Genomic DNA, 16,669 nt, shown 5'->3' with positions numbered 1-16,669 from the left:
ATATTATTTCAGGCAACCAGTTACGACGTGCATGTTGCACTGCCGGAGACGATGTTCTGACCGCTTCGCCCGCGCTGCCGGGCACCCCGAGGATGTTCGCGATGCTGTTCCTGAAAAATGCCGCCGGCGCGCTGCGCCGCAACCTGACCGATACCGCTCATCATGTGTTCTCCGGGCCGCACCGCGGCTGGAAGATCGCGCTGTACGTGACGATGCTGGTGGTACCGGGCGGATCGCTCGCGGCACTCGGGTTCGCATGGTTCGATCACCGCCGGCAGCGCAACGCGAAGCACACCGCCCGCCGCACGAGCCAGCCGGCGGCAACGGAGCCGTCGACATGGCGGTCCGCCGCCGATCCCGTCCCGGCGCCCGTGCACTGCCACTGACCCCGCGCCACCCCCGCCATCCGGACTGAACGCCGGCCGCATCCCCGCGGCCCGGCGCCGTCCGCGCCGCATTCGTTGCCCGCTCCGTGCGCAAGCGATCCGTAATGACCGGTAAACCGGCCGGCCGAGCCGGTAACACATTCGTGCCGCCGCGCACCGTACCCTTAGGGCTGCGCAGCTTTCCCGCCGTCAGTTACCATTTGTCCGCCAGCGGCACAACGACCGCATCGCGCGACGCCGCTCGCCGGCCATCGCGCCCAGACAGGAATACCACGATGCCGTACGCCCCCCTCCCGCGCGCCCTTCGCCCGCTGAGCGCCGCCGTCGCCGTTGCGACGGCCGTGCTGCTCGCCGGCTGCGCCGTCGGGCCCGACTATCACCGGCCCGACACGTCGATCCCCGCCGCCTTCAAGGAAGCGCCGGCCGGCTGGAAGGTCGCGCAGCCCGCCGACCGGGCCGACCGCGGCCCGTGGTGGACCGTCTACAACGATCCGCAGCTCGACGCGCTGATCGGCAAGCTCAACGCATCGAACCAGACCATCGCGCAATCGGCCGCCGCGTACCGGCAAGCCCGCGCGCTCGTCGCCGAAGCGCGTGCCGCGTACTTCCCGACCGTCGGGCTGACCGCGTCGGGCTCGCGCTCCCGCACCGGGCGCGCGTCGACGTCGAGCACGTCGGGCTTCGGCAGCAGTTCGTCGATCGGCAACAGCTACAGCGTCGGTCTCGATGCGAGCTGGGAGCCCGACCTGTGGGGCAAGGTGAGCCGCAGCGTCAGCGCGCAGCGCGCCGGCGAGGCGGCCGCCGCGGCCGATCTCGCGAACGCGCGGCTGTCGCAGCAGGCGCTGCTCGCGCAGACCTACTTCCAGCTGCGCACGTCCGATGCGCTGCAGAAGCTGCTCGACGACACCGTGAAGTCGTACGGCGAATCGCTGAAGCTCACGCAGAACCAGTACGCGCAGGGCGTCGCCGCGCGCGCGGACGTGATCCAGGCGCAGACGCAGCTGCAGAGCGCGCAGGCCGCGGCGATCGAAAACGGCGTCGCGCGCGCGCAGTACGAGCACGCGATCGCGACGCTGATCGGCGAACCGGCCTCGACGTTCTCGCTGCCGCCGAATCCGCTCGCGGCGGAGCCGCCGATCACGCCGGTCGACGTGCCGTCCGCGCTGCTCGAGCGCCGGCCCGACATCGCGGCGGCCGAGCGCCGCGCGGCGGCCGCGAACGAGCAGATCGGCGTCGCGATTGCCGCGTTCTTCCCGACGCTCACGCTGTCGGCCACGGGCGGTTTCCAGAGCTCGGTGTGGTCGCAGCTGTTCACGCTGCCCGCGCGGTTCTGGACGGTCGGCCCGCAGCTCGCGGCGACGTTGTTCGACGCCGGCCTGCGCGCCGCGCAGACCGATGCCGCGCGCGCGACCTACGACCAGGACGTCGCCGCGTACCGCCTCGCGGTGCTCACCGCGTTCCAGGACGTCGAGGACAACCTCGCGTCGCAGCGCATCCTCGCGCAGGAAGTCGACGTGCAGCGGCAGGCCGTCGACAGCGCCGAGCACGCGCTCGCGATCGTCACGAACCAGTACAAGGCCGGCACGGTCGCCTACCTGAACGTGCTGACCGCGCAGACCACCGCGTTCACCGCGCAGCAAAAGCTCGCGACGATCGGCGGGCAGCGGATGGTGTCGTCGGTCGGGCTCGTAAAGGCGCTCGGCGGCGGCTGGGATGCATCGGACATGGCGCGCGAAACGGGCGACGTGGCGGCGCCGGTGCCAGCGCCGGTGCCGGCATCCGGTGCGGCGGCGCCGTCGGCTGCCGCACCGCTCGCGCAGAAGTAAGACGGGAAAAGGCGAGCGCGCCGGGCGCGTCAGCGCGTCGCGTCGCCGAAGATCAGCGACACCTGGTTGTTGCCGATCGGATGGCCGAGCAAGTTCAGCAGCCCGGCGAGATTCGCCTGCTGCTCGGGCGCCGCGTGCGCGGTGCCGCGAAACGAACCCTGACCGGGGCCGAAGCTGCCGTGCCCGTCGAGGAACAGCGGGCCCTGCGTCGTCGACAGGTCGAGATCGGCGTCCGCCCCCTTCGCCTGTAGCACTGCCCGGTACGACCCGAGCGGCTTCACGCGCGACACGCGCGAACTCATCGAATCGATCGTCACCGTCAACTGGCCGAACGCGTTGTTGCCGATCATCCGCCAGTCGGTCCAGCCAAGCCGCACGTCACCCTGCAGGTCGAGCGTGTTGAACGGCGTGCCGAGCCCGGCGAGCAGCGACGCGGGCACGGCCATCGAGCCCGCCGACAGCACCGCGCCGCGCCACGTCGCGTCGAGCGTGACGGCGTCGGGCATCGCCTCGGTCTGCCGCATGCGCATCTGCACGCGCCCGGTCAGGAGCGGCCAGAAGCCCGTGGTCCATTCGACCCGGCCCGGCAGCAGCGTCGCTGCGCTCTGGTCCGCGCCGGGCGCGAGCATCAGCGTGCCCGAGCCGTGCCACAGCGATCCGTCCGGATCGACGAGGTTGACGTGCCCGCCGGTCGCGCGCGCGAACTGCGGGGCGATCCAGGCGGCCGGCGCGAGCGCGACGAGCGTCAGCGCCGTCGCGAGCCCGCCCGCCACCACCCACGGCAATGCGGCGACGAGCCGCCGAATCCCTGGCCTCATCGGCCGACCGTCGCTTGTTTCATCCACTGCGTCATTTCTGCGTCGAGGGTTGCATCACGGCCGTCAGGTCGACCTGGCCGTCTTCCTTCAGCGCGGTCACGTGCGCTTCGCCGACCTGCACCTTGAACTGCCGGCGCGCATCGTCGAGCCACTGCGTCCACACCGGGAACGGCACGTTCTTCATCTGGACCTGCACGCCGTTACCGACGACCTGCACCTGCGCGCCCTGCAGCCCGTGATCGGACAGCGACGCGGTGAGCGCGTCCTTCAGCGCGAGGCCGGTCGGCGCGACGCCTTGCGCGGCGGCCGTCAGCGACTTCGCCTCGGTGGCCTGCGCGGTCATCTGCGCGAGCTCGCGGCGCATCGTCGGCAGTTCGTGGCGGATCCGCGCGCGGCCTTCCTGCGCGGGCGACCACAGCACCGAATACGCGATCGCGACCGCCAGCACGGCGCCGCCCCAGCCGAGCAGCGTCCGCTCGCGCGGCGTGCGTTCGCCCCAGAACTGGGCCAGCGTCTGGTTCAGTTGTTCGGTCTTCATGAGCGGCTCCGGATCGTCCATTTGCCGGTGCTGCTGTCGACTTCGCCGGACAGCCCGTTGCGCGCGAGACGCTGCGGGAAATCGGGGTCGACCTTGACCTCCGGCTTGAAGCCGACGTCGAGCCGCCGGTCGTGATAATCGAGCGACGCGATTCCGTTCAGCGGCAGTGCGCCCATCGAACGCGACAACCCGCTCGACAGCGCGAGGAAATCGTTCGGCGACAGCTCGCCCGCCGCAAGGCGCAGCTGGTCGAGCTGACGCTGCATCTGCGCAGGCGGATCGAGCACCGTCGTCGTCTTCGGGAAGGCCGACAGCAGCGTCTCGGTGATCTGCGCGGACAGCGCGTCGCGCTCGCGCGACAGCTTCCACCAGTGCAGGTTCATCCCGATCACCGCGACGCCGAGCGTGGCCGCGGCGAGGGCGATCGGCACGCGCAGGCGCTTCACCGTCGCGCGGTCGAAGCGCCACGGCTGGGATTCGAATTCGAACTGGCACAGATCGAAGCGTTCGGTCAGCGCACGCCGCGCGAATGCGTCGAACGACAGCGGTTGCGCGCCGGGCAGCAGCGGGCCGTCGGCACGACCGACCGACGCGAGGCGCGGCTCCGCGCCCGGTTCGCCGAGTTCGTACAGCTCGACGTCGCCGCCACCGGCGAGCGCGGCCAGCGTGCCGCCCGCGCGGGATGCCGGCGCCGCGAAACCTTCGCCGAGCGCGCCGCGCGCGATCGCAAGCTCGAGACGCGGCGCACCGGCCGCGGCCGGCTGCGCGCCGGCTTCCACGAGCACGGGTTCGACCGTCGTCGCGAGGCCGAGCACCGCGGCCACCGCCGTCGGGCGAAGGGGCGGCTCGTCCGCCGTCGTGATTGCGGCGGCCGGCGTGGCCTCACCCTCGGCAGGCGCATCGGGCGCAGCGTCCGCCGCCGGCGCCCGCGGCGCGGGCAGGCAGCGCGTCGCGGGCACGGCGCTCAGGTGGCGATGGCCGGCCGCCGTGAACGCGTCGCAGATCGCGCGGAACCACGCGCGATCGACGACGGCCAGCACGCGGCGGCCGTCCGGCAGCGCGACCGGATCGAGCGCGATATGGCAGCCGAGCGGATCCTGGATCAGCTGGTCCTCGACGATGTTGGGCAGCGCCTGGCGCAGCTTCGGCCCCTTGAGCGGCGGCACGGTCGCGGCCAGCAGCAGCACGTCGCGCGCGGCGACGATCAGCACCGTCGCGTTCGCGCGCGGCAGCAGCGCGAGCGCGGCGCGGCCCGCGCGCTGCACCTGGCCGGCCTTGTCCACGAGCGTGAACGGCAGCTCGGGCCACTGCCACTCCTGCAACGGCACGGCCGGCTCACGCGGCGGCAAAGAAACAATCAGCGTGCTCAAGAGCTCCTCTCCCGAATGGCGTCGTTATAGCTGGTCGCGGATGCGCACGACCCGCGTCGAGTGCGTGGTCGAATCACGATACACGAGCGAGGTGCGATCGACCTCCGCGCGATCGTGCTGAATCCGGCCATGCACGATGAAATAGTTCGAATTGACGTCGACGAGGCTCGAGTCGATCGTCGCGTTCGGCGGCGCTCCGGCGCCGCGCAGCGCGAGCTGCACGTCGCCGACGTTGCGGAAAAACACGGTCTCGCGCCGCGCCACGAGCGCCTGCGCGGACGACACGCTCATCCCCGGCACCAGCGCCGCGATCACCTCGGCCGGCGCGGTATTCATGTTCACCGGCGTGGTGGTCGGCAGCACGGTGACGAACGGGCGCAGCCGCGCGACCATCTCGGGCGTCACGCCGTCGACGTCGAGCAGGCTGTCGACGCCGGTCATCTGGAGCGGCGCGGGCCCGCGATCGCCGTCGGACATCCCCGGTTCGTCGGTGATGTTGCCGGTCATGTCGCCGCCGGGCACCGGCGCGGTCGCGGCCGTACCGGCGCCGGGCAGCGTCGGCGTCTGGAAACGCGTCGCCGAATGCATCAGGCCCGCGCGCATCTGCAGCGCGATCCGCTTCGCGAACGCGCCGTCGTAGCCGAGCGTCGTCAACAGCCGCTGGAATGCCTGGAGCTGCATCACGTTGAGCTGCAGCACGCCGGGCGCCGGCGACGACACGAGGTTGCGCAGGTTGTACTTCGCCTGCGCGTCCTCGATCGATCCGGAGATGTAGGTGTCTTCGCCGCCGTTGTCGTTCGGCGCGCCGATCCGGCCGAGGAAGTCGGACAGCTTGGTCTTCGCGATCGGCACGGCCCAGATCCCGCCGAGATAGGTGATGCCGGGCGCCGTGTCGCCTTCGGAGCGCAGGATCATGCGCGTCCAGTCGAGCGCGCCGCGCGCGACCCACTGCGCCTGCGCGATCACGCGCTGGTTCTCGATGCGGCGAATCTGCACCTGCTGACGCCACAGCATCCCCGACACGAGGATCGCCGACAGCGCGACGACGAGCAGCGCGGTGATGATCGCCGCACCGCGCTCGCGGCGGGTGCGTACATGCGCGCGTGCGCCGCCGCGAGTGGCGAACCGGGAACGGTGAGGGCGCGCGCGCATCGTCATTCCCCGACGAGGAAAATGCGCGTGACGGGCACGCGCAGCGACGTCGCGCCGATGCTGACCTGCAGCCCCGTCACCGCGCGCGTCGGCGGCGCGTTGCCGATCTGCGGCACCTTCAGCGCATCGTTGTTCTGCGACAGCGCGTCGCTGGCCGCCTGCAGGTTGGTGGTCCAGCCGACGCGCGGCACGTACAGCTTCGCGTCGATCGCACCGACGCCGCCCATCAGCGCGACCCAGCTCCAGCCGTCGACGCTGCTGTCCTTCAGCACGTCGCGCAGGCGGTTCGCGTCGTCGAGCGGCGGCGACGCATAGCGCACGACGCGCCCGCCGGCGATCCGGTAGCGGACCACCTGCAGCCGCGGCGCGGCGCCCGGCACGTCGAGTTCGCGGACGATCTGCAGCGTGTTGCCGGCGACGCCGATCGCCGGCTGGCCGGCTTCGTCGTCGGTGGCGGCGAGCCGCGCGTCGATGCGCATCTGGTCGAACATCTGCGCGAAGATGCGCTCGTCCTCCATCGCGGACGCGACCTTGTCGCGACCGCGCATGATCTGGTCGAGGCCACGCCACGAGAGGATCGCGACCACCGCGAGGATCGCGATCGCGATCATCAGTTCGATCAGCGTGAAGCCGCGCACGCGGCGCGAGCCGACGGAACGCACGGGCCGGCGCCGCATCGGCGCGTCAGAGCGGACGGCTGGTTTCATTCGCGACCACCGTCACCATTTGCGCGAGCACGCCGGCGTGCCCCGGCATGCTCACCGACATCTGCACGCGCCGGAACACCGGGTTCGGCGTCGTGCTCACGCGTTGCGTGCAAACGAGCTGCACGTTGCCTTGCGAACAGTCGAAACTCTGCTCGCCGACCTCCGGCCACGCATGCGTGAGCCGCAGCTGCGCGAGTGCGTTGTCGGCGCTCCAGCCGGCGAGCAGCCGGCGATGGAGATCGGATGCATTGGTCGCCATCGTGCCGACCGCGCGGATCGACGCGGCGAGCGCGACCGCGATGATCGCGAGCGCGACCAGCACCTCGATCATCGTGAAGCCTCGGGAAGGAGCCGGGAAGGGCAGGCGACGACGCATCGTCATTGCACCTCGTAGCGGCCGTTGCCGGTGCCGACGATCGTCGCGCTGCCGACTGCCGAATGGAGCGTCACGCGCACCGGCGTGTCGACGCTTTCGATGCCGAACACGACGCGGCTCGCACGCGTGTCGGATCCGGGATAGTCGATATCGGCGCCGGTGACGCCGCCGTCCCAGTCGCGCGGGCGCAGCACGTCGTCGCGCAGCGTGCGCCAGCCATCGGGCGAGCTCACGTCGAAACGGAAGCCGTGCGCGGTCGGCTGCCACGCGATCGGGCGCGCGCGCACCTGCGCTTCGTCGCCGGCCGTCTCGAACAGCAGCGCGATGCGCTGCGCTTCCTCGCGCAGGTCGGTGCGCGGATTGCGTGTGAGCGACAGCGACGCGAGCGACACCAGCAGGCCCGCGATCACGAGCACGACCAGCATCTCGAGCAGCGTGAAGCCGCGCGCTCGCGCCGCGATCACGGCCGCGCCGCGACGCACGCGGCCGTCGCGGGCATCGCGGCGAGCGCGAGCGGAGCGCAAGGGCGTGCGAAGGGCGGGCATGAAGTGAAGAAACGGGAAGAACGTCGGTCCGGTCAGCGCGGGCTTACTGCCACGAACCGATGTCGGAATCGTTGCTCTCGCCGCCTTCCTTGCCGTCGGCGCCGTAGCTGAACACGTCGATCTCCCCGTGCACGCCCGGGTTCAGGTACTTGTACCCATTGCCCCACGGATCGTTCGGCAGGCGCTCGAGATAGCCGCCGTCCTTCCAGTTGTTCGGGATCGGATCGGTGGTCGGCTTCTGGGTCAACGCGTTCAGGCCCTGTTCCTGGGTCGGATAGCGGCCGTTGTCGAGACGATACAGCTTGAGCGCCTGCATGATCGTGCCGATGTCCTGCTTCGCGGCGATACGGCGTGCCTCGTCGGGACGGCTCATGATCTTCGGCACGATCAGTGCCGCCAGGATCCCGAGGATCGCGACCACCACCATGATCTCGATCAGCGTGAAACCGCGCTGACGGCGCACGGCCGCATTACGGCGAGTGATCCACGTTTGCATGACTGACTACCTCTTTCCAAAAAATATCGTCGATTGAGTGACGCACCCGGCGTATTCCGGACGCTTGCCTGACGGCTGGCTTCCGTTTCCCCGGGCGCGGAGCACGCATTGTAAGGCGCGCATTGCCGAGGGCTTTCACCCAACGCAAATTTCATATACATCCGTACAATAGCGCGCATGAACGCGCTCTCGATCCGGATCCTCTCCCTAGCCCTCTTCGCGGGTTTGTGCGCGACGGCCACCTACTGGGTCGTCACGCTGTCGGCCCGCGAAGCGCCGCTGCCCGCCGCCGCCGCGCGGTTGCCGATCCGCACCGAGGACGCCGCCGCGCTCTTCGGCGGACAGCTCGACAAGAATCCCGTGCAGGACATCCACCTGTTCGGCATTCTCGCGCTCGATCATGGCGGCGCCGCGATCGTCGGCGTCGGCGGCGAACCGCCGCGTGCCGTGTCGCTCGGCGCGGAAGTCACGCCCGGCGCGAAGCTCGCGGAAGTCCGCAGCCGCTCGATCATCGTCGACCGCAACGGCGCCCGCGCCGAAATCCAGCTCCCCGCGAACACGCCGTCCCCCGCGATCTACATGCGTTGAACGGCGGCGGCCCGACCGGCGCCCGGGCCGTCACTGCACCATGTTGTTCAGCTCGATGATCGGCAGCATCACGGCCAGCACGATCACGAGCACGATGCCGCCCATCGCGAGGATCAAAAGCGGCTCGAGCAGGCTCGTCAGGAACATCGTGCGCCGCTCGAGTTCGCGCGCCTCGCCTTCCGCCGCGCGATCGAGCATCGTCGTCACGTCGCCCGTCGCCTCGCCTGAACGGATCAGGTGCACCAGCACCGGCGGAAACGTCTTCACGTTGTTCAGCGCGCGCGACAGCGCGGAGCCTTCGCGCACGCGCACGATCGCATCGTCGATGTTCGCGCGCATCGCGCGGTTCGACAGCGTCTCGCCGGCCGCCTGCAACGCGCGCAGGATCGGCACGCCGGCCGCGGTCAGGATCCCGAGCGTGCTCGCGAAGCGCACCGTGTTGTAGCCGCGCACGAGCTTGCCCGCGAGCGGCGCCGTCAGCACCCAGCGGTCGAACGCGAGCCTGGGCCCGTCGCGCGACAGCGTCGCCTTCACGAACCACACGACGAGCGCGACCGCGATCAGGATCGCCCACCACCAGTGCCGGACGAAATCCGACAGCGCCATCATCACGATCGTCAGCAGCGGCAGTTGCTGCTTCGTGCTCGCGAACACGTTGACGACCTGCGGCACGACATAGCTCAGCAGGAACGTGACGATGCCGAATGCGATCAGCGTGACGATTCCCGGATACGTGAACGCCAGCAGGATCTTCTGCTTCAGCGCGTTGCTCTGTTCGATGTAGTCGGCGAGGCGCGACAGCACGATGCCGAGCTTGCCGGTGTGCTCGCCCGCCGCGACGAGCGCGCGGTAGATTTCCGGAAAGTCGCGCGGATGCTGGCCCAGCGCGTTCGCGAGCGAATGGCCGCCGAGCACTTCCGCTCGGATCGCGGCCATCAGTTCGCGAATGTAGTCGCGCTCGGCCTGCTCGGTGAGCACGCCGAGCGCCTCGTCGAGCGGCAGCCCCGCGATCAGCAGGCTCGCGAGCTGGCGCGTGAGGATCGCCTGCTCGCGCTGCGACAGCTTGCGGCCGAACGCTAGGCGCTGCGAGCGCGCGCCGCGGGTCGCGCTGGCGGCCGGCTCGACGACGAGCGGCGTGAGCCCCTGCGTGCGCAGCTGGCCGCGCGCGGCGCGCGCGCTGTCGGCGTCGATCACGCCTTTCTGCGCGCGCCCCGCCGAATCGATTGCTTCGAAACGGAATGCCGGCATCGCGCTATGCGCCTCCCGTCACGCGCAGCACTTCCTCGAGCGACGTCGCGCCGGCCGCGAGCCAGCGCTCGGCGTCGTCGCGCAGCGTGCGCATCCCTTCCGCGCGGCCCGCGGCGAGAATCTCCGCATCGGCCGCGTTGCGATGGATCAGCGTGCGGATCGAATCGTCGACCACCAGCAGTTCGTACACGCCGCGCCGGCCCGTGTAGCCCGAATGCCCGCACTTGTCGCAGCCGACCGGATGCCACACGGTGCGGCCTTCCTCGTGCCGCTCTTCCTTGCAGACTGGGCAGAGCTGGCGCACCAGGCGCTGCGCGAGCACGCCGAGCAGCGACGACGCGAGCAGGTACGGCTCGACGCCCATGTCGGTCAAGCGTGTGACGGCCGACGCCGCGTCGTTGGTGTGCAGCGTCGCGAGCACGAGGTGGCCCGTCAGCGATGCCTGCACCGCGATCTGCGCGGTTTCCAGATCGCGGATTTCGCCGATCATGATCACGTCCGGGTCCTGGCGCAGGATCGAACGCAGCGCGCGGGCAAAGGTCATTCCGATCCGCTCGTTCACCTGCGTCTGGCCGATGCCGGACAAGTCGTATTCGATCGGATCCTCGACGGTCATGATGTTGGTCGTCGCCGTTTCGAGCCGCGACATCGACGCATACAGCGTCGTCGTCTTGCCCGAACCGGTCGGGCCCGTCACCAGCACGATCCCGTGCGGGCGGCCGATCAGCTTGTCGAACTGGACGAGCGTGTCGCGGCCCATCCCGAGCGCCTCGAGGTTCAGGCGCTGCGCATCCTTTTCCAGCAGACGCAGCACCGCGCGCTCGCCGTGCCCGGTCGGTAGCGTCGACACGCGCACGTCGACCGGCCGGCCGCCGACGCGCAGCGTGATGCGGCCGTCCTGCGGCAGGCGCTTCTCGGCGATGTCGAGCTGCGCCATGATCTTGATCCGCGAGATCAGCGCGCCGTGCAGCGCCTTCTTCGGGCGCACGACGTCGCGCAGCGTGCCGTCGACGCGAAAGCGCACGACCGATGCGTTCTCGAACGGCTCGATGTGAATGTCCGAGGCCTGTTCGCGCGCCGCTTGCGTGAGCAGCGCGTTGATCATCCGGATGATCGGCGCGTCGTCTTCCGATTCGAGCAGATCCTCGACTTCGGGGATGTCCTGCATCAGCCGCGACAGGTCGACTTCGCCTTCGACCTCGCCGACGATCTGCGCCGCGCTGCCGTCCTGGCGCGCGTAGGCCTGGTTGATTGCCTGCGCGAGCTCGTCGGCCGGCACGCGATGCACGGAGATCGAGCCGAAGTTGCGCGCGATTTCGGCGAGCGCCGCGTCGTTCGTGCGTTCGCTGATCCACACCTCGAGCGTGTCGTCGAGCTGGTGCGCGATCAGCACCTGGCCGCTCTTCGCAAAGCCGTACGGCAACAGGCGCGCGGCGAGCGGCGACGGCGGCTGCCGTTCGCCCGGCGCGCCGTCGTGGGCGGAGGACGCGAGCACGTCGGTCACTGCGAGGCTCCCGGCGGCACCGTCAGCGGCTGTTGCTGCATCTGCTGCTGCGGCACGGCTTGCGGCTGGACGGCCGGTTGCGCCTGCTGCGCCGACTGCGGGCCCTGCTGCTGGCGGCGAATCTTCGTCAGGTCGAACAGGTTCAGTGCCGAGCCGCCTTCGCTCGGGCCGAGCGGCATCGGCGGAACGGTCGGATCGTCCTTGTCACGCATGACGTTGTTGTCAGACTTATACGAGCCCGTGACGCCCTGGATATAGTCGTAGCGGTTCGCCGACACCGCCTGCGCGGTCTGCCGGTCGGTGATGATCACCGGGCGCAGGAACACCATCAGGTTGGTCTTCTGTCGGTTCTTCGATTCCGAGCGGAACAGCTGGCCGATCCACGGGATGTCGCCCAGCAGCGGCACCTTGCTGTTCGACACGTTGTAGTTGTCCTGCATCAGGCCGCCGAGCACGATGATTTCGCCGTTGTCCGCCAGGATCGTCGACTGGATCGAGCGCTTGGTGAAGGTCGGGCCGGTCGTGGCGGTCAACGTGCTGGTGACGACCGCCGAATCCTCGGTGTAGAGCTGCAACTTCAGGATGCCGCCGTCGGTGATCTGCGGCTTCACATGCAGCGTGAGGCCGACATCGCGGCGATCGTAGGTATTGAATGCGTTGTTCGTGTTGCCGCTCGTCAGGTTCGAATACGACCCCGTCGGAATCGGCACGTTCTGGCCGACGACGATCTTCGCCTCTTCGTTGTCGAGCGTGATGAGGTTCGGCGTCGACAGGACGTTCGCGTCGCTCACGCCCGCGAAATAATTCAGCAGCGCGCCGAGGCCCTGCACGCCGAACATGTTGTGCAGCCAGCCGACGTTCAAGCCCGGCAGGAGCGTCTGCCCCAGCGCGCCGAGCCCCGCTGTACCACCGGCGGCAACCGCGCCCGACACCCCGAGGATGTTGCCGCTGGGCGTACCGGGGGCGCTGAAGTTCGTGCCGCCGAGAAACTGGCCCTGGGCGATCTGCCACTGGATGCCGAGGTTGCCGGACGTGTTCGAGTTCAGCTCGACGATCAGCGCTTCGATATAGACCTGCGCGCGCCGTGCGTCGAGCTGGTCGATCACCGAGCGCAGGTTCCTGTAGACCGGATCGGACGCGGTGATGATCAGCGAGTTGGTCGCCGAGTCGGCCTGGATCATCCCGCCCGGCTGGTTGTCGTCGCCCTTGTCCTTGTCGCCGCCGAGCAGGCCGCCGGTACCGAGGCCGCCGCTGCCCGTCGCGCCGCTGCCGTACGACGACGAAGACGAACCGCCGAGGCCGCCCGACGGCAGCGGCGGGGTGCCCGACGTGCCGGTCGAGAAGTTGCCGCTCGACGACGAGCCGCCGCCCTGGTTGAAGCTGTTCGCATCGTTGGAGGACGCCGACGAGCCGCTGTCGCCGCTGCTCTTGCCGAGCATCCCGCGCAGCGTCTTCGCGAGCTTCACCGCGTCGGCGTTGCGCAGCGGCACGACGTGCATGTTGCCGGGCACCGCGCTCGGCGCGTCGAGCTGCTGCACGAGGCGCTTCGCGGCCGCGAGGCGCGACGCGCTGGACGCGCGCAGCATCAGCGAGTTGGTGCGCGGGTCGGCCGTGACCGACACCTTCAGCGTCGCGTCGCTGTTGCCGATCGCGCCGGGGTCGAGCATCTTCTGCAGTTGCGCGGCGAGGTCGATCGCGTTCGCGTTGCGCAGCGGCACGACCTGAACCTGCGCGCCCGCGGCGCTGTCGACACCCGAGATGATCTGCGCGATGCGGCGCACGTTGTCCGCGTAGTCAGTGACGACGATCGTGTTGTTCGCCGGGTAGGCGGTGACCGTGTTGTTCGGCGAGATGAGCGGCCGCAGCACCGGCAGCAGGTTGTTCGCCGATTCGTTGCGCAGCTCGAACACCTGCGTGATGACCTGGTCGCCGCGCGCCTGCGGCGCATTGCCGACATAGGTCGGCACGCCCTGCAGCTTCGCGTCGGCCTCCGGCACGACCTTCAGCACGCCGTGATCCTGCACGAGCGCGAAGCCCTGCATGCGCAGCGCCGACTGCAGCGTCTTCAGCGCCTGGTCTTCCGGCACCGGCCGTTCGGCCACGAGGTTAAGCTGCCCCTTCACGCGGGGGTCGACGATGATGGTCTTGCCGGTTGCGGCGCCGATCGCCTTGGCGACCTGGTCGATATCCGCATTCACGAAATTGAGCGTGACCTGAGCGTAGGCGGCCTGCGAGACGATGATGCCGGCGACCATCAAGGTCGTGGCGATGCGCCGCATAACGAAGCGATTTCTTGTCATGGATGATTGGGTCGATGCCGGCTCAGGCCACTTCCGGCGGTAGTGCTGGGATCCAGGTCCTAAAGGCGCGACATTAGCAGTTTTTCATGTCCGAAATATCACATTGATCCGAAGACTGTCTCACATACGACATGTATCCGGCACGCCGTATGCAATATGTAAGATTTCGGCAATGCCCCGGCATTCAGGCCATCGCCGTCGTTTTGCGATGAATCGACACGAAAATGCGGTATAAACGGGCTGCCGCCTTTCGCTTGTCGTCACGCGACGGACTGTCTGTATGATACGGGCGGCGCGTTTCCAGTCGTACGAATAACAGACACGGGTTTTCCCGATCCTTGCGTCATTTCCTTTTCGTTTCCGCAACATGAACAGACGGTTCGCTTCGATCGCGTTGATCGCCGCCGGCGCGTGGTTCGCCTGCGGAAACGCTCGCGCGGATTGTTTCGACGAAGCCGCCCGCTATCAGAAGGTCAATCCGCTGATCCTGCGCGCGATCGCGTGGCAGGAGTCGCGCAACCGGCCCGACGCGCTGAACAAGAACACGAACGGCTCGGTCGACTACGGCCTGATGCAGATCAATTCGATCCACCTGCCGACGCTGTCGCGCTACGGCATCGGCCGCGACACGCTGATGCAGCCGTGCAAGAGCGTCTACATCGCCGCGTGGCACCTGCGCCAGAAGATGAATCGCTACGGCAACACATGGCAGGCCGTCGGCGCCTATCATTCCGAAACGCCGTCGCTGCGCGACAAGTACGCACGGCAGATCGCGGGAATCCTGGCGCAGTGGAAGCTGCTGCCGCCCGAGCAGTGACGCCGCGCCGCAGCGCCGGCTGACGCCGTGCCGCTCGGCCGGCGCGCGTTTGATGCACAATGCGCATCTCACGCCGCGATTTCGACCGGCCCGGGCCGATCGCGCCCCGCCAGGGCGCCGCGGCCGCTTTTCCCTCTTTTCCGTTGGTGCAAATCGTTATGAATCCGGCAATGAACCAGCCGTTGCCCGTCACCGTGCTGTCCGGTTTCCTCGGCGCCGGCAAGACCACGCTGCTCAATCACATCCTCGCGAACCGCGCGGGCCTGAAAGTCGCCGTGATCGTCAACGATCTCGCGGCGGTCAACATCGACGCGTCGCTCGTGCGCGATGCGCAGGCGCTGTCGCACGTCGAGGAACGTCTCGTCGAGATGTCGAACGGCTGCATCTGCTGCACGCTGCGCGACGACCTGCTCGTCGAGATCCGCAATCTCGCGGCGGACGGCCGCTTCGATGCGATCGTGATCGAATCGACCGGCATCGCGGAGCCGATGCCGATTGCCGAAACCTTTACGTTCGTCGACGACGACGGCGCGTCGCTGTCGAGCGTCGCGCGCCTCGACACGCTCGTCACCGTGGTCGACGCCTACAATTTCCTGCGCGACTACGGTTCCGACGACGCGCTCGCGACGCGCGGGATCGCCGCATCGGACGAAGACGATCGCACGCTCGTCGAGCTGCTGATCGAGCAGATCGAATTCTGCGACGTGCTGGTGATCAACAAGGCCGACCTCGTTGGCGCGGACGAACTCGCGCGCCTGCAGCACATCCTTGCGCGGCTCAACCCGCGCGCGCACCAGGTCGTGTCGACGTTCGGCGACGTGGCGCTCGGCGAAGTGCTGAACACCGGCCGCTTCGATTTCGACGAAGCCGCGAACGCGCCGGGCTGGCTCGCGTCGCTCGATCACGATCACACGCATTGCGACGATCCGGAGTGCCACGATCCGCATCACGCGCACGTGCATGGCGAGGCCGACGAATTCGGCATCGGCAATTTTGTTTACCGCGCGCGCCGGCCGTTTCATCCGGCGCGACTCTGGGCGCTGCTGCATCAGGAATGGCCGGGCGTGCTGCGCAGCAAGGGCTTCTTCTGGCTCGCGACGCGCAACGACATCGCGGGCTCGCTGTCGCAGGCGGGCGGCGTGTGCCGGCATGGCCCGGCAGGTCTCTGGTGGGCCGCGCAGGATCGCGCGGAATGGCCGGACGACGACGAGTTGCTCGCCGAAATTCGCACGGAGTGGCAGGGCGACCTCGACGACCGCTCGGTCGGCGATCGCCGTCAGGAACTCGTGCTGATCGGCATCGGGCTCGATGCCGACGCATGGCGCGCGAAACTCGACACATGCCTGCTCACCGATGCGGAATTCGCGCTCGGCGCGCCGCAATGGGCCACGTTCGACGACCCGTTTCCGGTGTGGGATGTCGATTCGCATGACGACGAAGACCCGGGCGACACGCAGATCGTGCACGCGTAGTACACGGTAAAACTCGGGAAAAACGGCTGCGAACAGTAACCGTTAAATCTTGCAAGAGTGACGCGAACTGTGGCGAAAATGCCGCGCGCACCCAACAAAAAACCCGCCGGAAGGCGGGTTTTTTTCCTGGAACAGGCGCTGAATTAACGCTTGTTGACGGCGTCCTTGAACGCCTTGCCAGCCGTGAACTTGACCGTCTTGGCTGCCGGGATCTTGATGGTTTCGCCCGTCTTCGGGTTGCGGCCCGTACGTGCTGCGCGCTTGCCCGAACCGAAGCTGCCGAAGCCGATCAGCTGAACCGCATCACCCTTCGACACGGCCTTCTTGATGACTTCGAGCAGCGTGTCCAGCGTTTCGCCGGTTTGAGCCTTGCTGGCGCCCGTTTGGGCGGCGACGGCGTCGATCAGTTCCTGTTTGTTCATTAAGGTTCCTTTTTCAGGTTAGGTTTGACACGAACAGCGCGAACGCGCCGATTATACGTGCGCGAACCGTGCCGTCGAGAGTCAGACTCCGACGGCACAGCGCC

Annotated in this window: 17 protein-coding genes; 5 read left to right on the top strand and 12 right to left on the bottom strand. The window is 68.6% G+C overall.

Going from position 1 to position 16,669, the window contains the following annotated elements; all coding sequences use genetic code 11:
• Window positions 1–101: 101 nt before the first annotated feature.
• Window positions 102–386 (top strand): multidrug ABC transporter ATPase, encoded by a 285-nt coding sequence (locus tag HWX25_RS06950; RefSeq protein ID WP_175907841.1) that lies wholly within the window; start codon window positions 102–104, stop codon window positions 384–386.
• 275 nt (window positions 387–661) lie between these two features.
• On the top strand, window positions 662–2,212 hold the full coding sequence (locus HWX25_RS06945; protein ID WP_175907839.1) for an efflux transporter outer membrane subunit: 1,551 nt from the start codon (window positions 662–664) through the stop codon (window positions 2,210–2,212).
• A gap of 29 nt (window positions 2,213–2,241) precedes the next feature.
• On the opposite strand, the gene HWX25_RS06940 is transcribed toward HWX25_RS06945, so the two are convergent.
• From HWX25_RS06940 to gspG, 8 genes are read right to left on the bottom strand one after another with little or no spacing between them, the layout of a single operon-like run.
• Entirely contained in the window at window positions 2,242–3,030 is a 789-nt protein-coding gene (locus tag HWX25_RS06940) for a type II secretion system protein N (protein ID WP_059814582.1), read from the bottom strand.
• A gap of 31 nt (window positions 3,031–3,061) precedes the next feature.
• Window positions 3,062–3,568: a type II secretion system protein M gene (locus HWX25_RS06935; protein WP_059531425.1), complete on the bottom strand. Its 507-nt coding sequence runs from the start codon at window positions 3,566–3,568 to the stop codon at window positions 3,062–3,064.
• Entirely contained in the window at window positions 3,565–4,938 is a 1,374-nt protein-coding gene (gspL, locus tag HWX25_RS06930) for a type II secretion system protein GspL (protein WP_175907837.1), read from the bottom strand. Before gspL ends, HWX25_RS06935 begins: the two co-directional genes overlap by 4 nt.
• 24 nt (window positions 4,939–4,962) lie before the next feature.
• Complete coding sequence (gene gspK / locus HWX25_RS06925; protein WP_175907835.1) at window positions 4,963–6,090, bottom strand: type II secretion system minor pseudopilin GspK; 1,128 nt, start codon at window positions 6,088–6,090, stop codon at window positions 4,963–4,965.
• A 2-nt stretch (window positions 6,091–6,092) separates the two neighbouring features.
• Complete coding sequence (locus HWX25_RS06920; RefSeq protein ID WP_059602162.1) at window positions 6,093–6,797, bottom strand: prepilin-type N-terminal cleavage/methylation domain-containing protein; 705 nt, start codon at window positions 6,795–6,797, stop codon at window positions 6,093–6,095.
• Window positions 6,775–7,179, bottom strand: coding sequence for a type II secretion system minor pseudopilin GspI (gene gspI, locus HWX25_RS06915; RefSeq protein WP_059531297.1), 405 nt, complete (start codon window positions 7,177–7,179; stop codon window positions 6,775–6,777). The genes HWX25_RS06920 and gspI overlap by 23 nt, the downstream gene beginning before the upstream one ends.
• Entirely contained in the window at window positions 7,176–7,718 is a 543-nt protein-coding gene (locus HWX25_RS06910; RefSeq protein WP_175907833.1) for a GspH/FimT family pseudopilin, read from the bottom strand. The genes gspI and HWX25_RS06910 overlap by 4 nt, the downstream gene beginning before the upstream one ends.
• 43 nt (window positions 7,719–7,761) lie before the next feature.
• Complete coding sequence (gspG, locus tag HWX25_RS06905; RefSeq protein WP_059531290.1) at window positions 7,762–8,214, bottom strand: type II secretion system major pseudopilin GspG; 453 nt, start codon at window positions 8,212–8,214, stop codon at window positions 7,762–7,764.
• A 177-nt stretch (window positions 8,215–8,391) separates the two neighbouring features.
• Between gspG and HWX25_RS06900 the strand changes: the two genes are divergently transcribed.
• Window positions 8,392–8,802 (top strand): type II secretion system protein N, encoded by a 411-nt coding sequence (locus HWX25_RS06900; protein ID WP_059448336.1) that lies wholly within the window; start codon window positions 8,392–8,394, stop codon window positions 8,800–8,802.
• Window positions 8,803–8,832: 30 nt separating this feature from the next.
• Here the strand turns inward: HWX25_RS06900 and gspF are convergent, their stop codons facing one another.
• Genes gspF through gspD form a run of 3 tightly spaced genes read right to left on the bottom strand, consistent with a single transcriptional unit; the run spans window position 8,833 to window position 13,854 of the window.
• Window positions 8,833–10,050 (bottom strand): type II secretion system inner membrane protein GspF, encoded by a 1,218-nt coding sequence (gene gspF / locus HWX25_RS06895; RefSeq protein WP_059531287.1) that lies wholly within the window; start codon window positions 10,048–10,050, stop codon window positions 8,833–8,835.
• A gap of 4 nt (window positions 10,051–10,054) precedes the next feature.
• Entirely contained in the window at window positions 10,055–11,554 is a 1,500-nt protein-coding gene (gspE, locus tag HWX25_RS06890) for a type II secretion system ATPase GspE (RefSeq protein ID WP_059531283.1), read from the bottom strand.
• Window positions 11,551–13,854 (bottom strand): type II secretion system secretin GspD, encoded by a 2,304-nt coding sequence (gspD, locus tag HWX25_RS06885; protein ID WP_175907830.1) that lies wholly within the window; start codon window positions 13,852–13,854, stop codon window positions 11,551–11,553. The genes gspE and gspD overlap by 4 nt, the downstream gene beginning before the upstream one ends.
• Window positions 13,855–14,221: 367 nt before the next feature.
• On the opposite strand from gspD, the gene HWX25_RS06880 reads away from it, so the two are divergent.
• Complete coding sequence (locus tag HWX25_RS06880) at window positions 14,222–14,671, top strand: lytic transglycosylase domain-containing protein (protein ID WP_059691488.1); 450 nt, start codon at window positions 14,222–14,224, stop codon at window positions 14,669–14,671.
• Between the two features lie 158 nt (window positions 14,672–14,829).
• Window positions 14,830–16,143, top strand: coding sequence for a GTP-binding protein (locus tag HWX25_RS06875; protein ID WP_175907828.1), 1,314 nt, complete (start codon window positions 14,830–14,832; stop codon window positions 16,141–16,143).
• A gap of 143 nt (window positions 16,144–16,286) precedes the next feature.
• On the opposite strand, the gene HWX25_RS06870 is transcribed toward HWX25_RS06875, so the two are convergent.
• Window positions 16,287–16,565 carry an HU family DNA-binding protein gene (locus HWX25_RS06870; RefSeq protein ID WP_006401505.1) on the bottom strand — a complete coding sequence of 93 codons (279 nt, stop codon included), beginning with the start codon at window positions 16,563–16,565 and terminating at the stop codon, window positions 16,287–16,289.
• Between the last annotated feature and the right edge of the window lie 104 nt (window positions 16,566–16,669).

Source organism: Burkholderia sp. BCC1640 (assembly GCF_902833125.1).
In the GTDB taxonomy this organism is placed as follows: domain Bacteria; phylum Pseudomonadota; class Gammaproteobacteria; order Burkholderiales; family Burkholderiaceae; genus Burkholderia; species Burkholderia diffusa.
This window is presented reverse-complemented; position numbering and strand designations above follow the sequence as displayed.

What these genes read in the sequence shown, in the direction of transcription:
- HWX25_RS06950 (WP_175907841.1), top strand. Translation starts at nt 102, where the DNA reads ATGCTGTTCCTGAAAAATGCCGCCGGCGCGCTGCGCCGCAACCTGACC.
- HWX25_RS06945 (WP_175907839.1), top strand. Translation starts at nt 662, where the DNA reads ATGCCGTACGCCCCCCTCCCGCGCGCCCTTCGCCCGCTGAGCGCCGCC.
- HWX25_RS06940 (WP_059814582.1), bottom strand. Translation starts at nt 3,030, where the DNA reads ATGAGGCCAGGGATTCGGCGGCTCGTCGCCGCATTGCCGTGGGTGGTG.
- HWX25_RS06935 (WP_059531425.1), bottom strand. Translation starts at nt 3,568, where the DNA reads ATGAAGACCGAACAACTGAACCAGACGCTGGCCCAGTTCTGGGGCGAA.
- gspK (WP_175907835.1), bottom strand. Translation starts at nt 6,090, where the DNA reads ATGCGCGCGCGCCCTCACCGTTCCCGGTTCGCCACTCGCGGCGGCGCA.
- HWX25_RS06920 (WP_059602162.1), bottom strand. Translation starts at nt 6,797, where the DNA reads ATGAAACCAGCCGTCCGCTCTGACGCGCCGATGCGGCGCCGGCCCGTG.
- gspI (WP_059531297.1), bottom strand. Translation starts at nt 7,179, where the DNA reads ATGACGATGCGTCGTCGCCTGCCCTTCCCGGCTCCTTCCCGAGGCTTC.
- HWX25_RS06910 (WP_175907833.1), bottom strand. Translation starts at nt 7,718, where the DNA reads ATGCCCGCCCTTCGCACGCCCTTGCGCTCCGCTCGCGCTCGCCGCGAT.
- gspG (WP_059531290.1), bottom strand. Translation starts at nt 8,214, where the DNA reads ATGCAAACGTGGATCACTCGCCGTAATGCGGCCGTGCGCCGTCAGCGC.
- HWX25_RS06900 (WP_059448336.1), top strand. Translation starts at nt 8,392, where the DNA reads ATGAACGCGCTCTCGATCCGGATCCTCTCCCTAGCCCTCTTCGCGGGT.
- gspF (WP_059531287.1), bottom strand. Translation starts at nt 10,050, where the DNA reads ATGCCGGCATTCCGTTTCGAAGCAATCGATTCGGCGGGGCGCGCGCAG.
- gspD (WP_175907830.1), bottom strand. Translation starts at nt 13,854, where the DNA reads ATGACAAGAAATCGCTTCGTTATGCGGCGCATCGCCACGACCTTGATG.
- HWX25_RS06880 (WP_059691488.1), top strand. Translation starts at nt 14,222, where the DNA reads ATGAACAGACGGTTCGCTTCGATCGCGTTGATCGCCGCCGGCGCGTGG.
- HWX25_RS06875 (WP_175907828.1), top strand. Translation starts at nt 14,830, where the DNA reads ATGAATCCGGCAATGAACCAGCCGTTGCCCGTCACCGTGCTGTCCGGT.
- HWX25_RS06870 (WP_006401505.1), bottom strand. Translation starts at nt 16,565, where the DNA reads ATGAACAAACAGGAACTGATCGACGCCGTCGCCGCCCAAACGGGCGCC.